An 879-nucleotide genomic window follows, 5' to 3' on the forward strand; every position below is an offset into this window, starting at 1 on the left:
TTTGCGGGCTCGGCCCACGCAAGGTCAGCACGTGCTCGTGTACCAGTCGGCTACCACGCAAAAGGACTTGGTGACTCAGCTCCAACAGCTACCAGACCAAGAGTTTCGGGTGTACGGCTTTAATAAGGAAGAAAATCACGCCAATGTGCAGCTGCGGGCATTCAGTGAGCAAGGCTTTATCGATGACTTGGCCAGTGCCCGCGCCGTAGTAACAAACGGTGGTTTTTCCCTGATCAGCGAAGCCGTATTCCTACACAAGCCTATTTGTGCGGTGCCCATTCCGGCTCAGTTTGAACAGTTTCTCAATGCCGCTGAGGTGGAAAAGCTGGGCTACGGACGTCACTTTGAGGCCATTACGCCCGATAACTTGAAAGCCTTCCTCTACGACCTAAGCCAGTTCGATGCCGCCCTCAGCACGTACCAGCAAGAGGGCAACGAGGTGCTGTTCAACAGGCTGGGGGAAGTGCTGGATGGGGTAGCGGCGGATGCCCAATAAGGCCCCGCCACGTTACGCCGACGACCAGTAAAAGACTGGAATATATTCTGATTTTACCGGCTGGTACTAGCGGTAAGGCTTGGGCAAGTTTGTGGAAAGTAGCTTCAGACCGGAGTCATTTTCTTACTTTGGAGCAACATGAACCGAACCGACTTCCGCCGGGCGACGGCCGTAGTAGCCCTAACCGGTTGCGCTACGCTGCTGGCGTGCTCTACGCAGCCCCCAGCCACTACCACCACGGCCAAGACCCCCAACAAGTTTGCCGCCAATGCCACGCTCCGGCAGATTGCAACGGCACAAGATGAGCGCAATGCCGCCGCCCTACTGCCTTTTCTGGCCCAGCCAGAAGTGCAGTACCGGCGCGAAGCAGCGCTGGCCTTAGC

2 protein-coding genes are annotated in these 879 nt (G+C 56.8%); both read left to right on the forward strand.

Annotated features, from left to right (window positions below; all coding sequences use genetic code 11):
* Nucleotides 1–496, forward strand: a 496-nt coding sequence (locus tag VI25_RS19045; protein WP_316934371.1) for a glycosyltransferase family protein, incomplete at its 5' end; no start/stop codon positions are given.
* A 138-nt stretch (nucleotides 497–634) separates the two neighbouring features.
* A partial coding sequence (locus VI25_RS19050) for a hypothetical protein (RefSeq protein ID WP_201783339.1) occupies nucleotides 635–879 on the forward strand: 245 nt, incomplete at its 3' end.

It is taken from the genome of Hymenobacter sp. AT01-02 (genome assembly GCF_000961955.2).
GTDB lineage: Bacteria > Bacteroidota > Bacteroidia > Cytophagales > Hymenobacteraceae > Hymenobacter > Hymenobacter mucosus.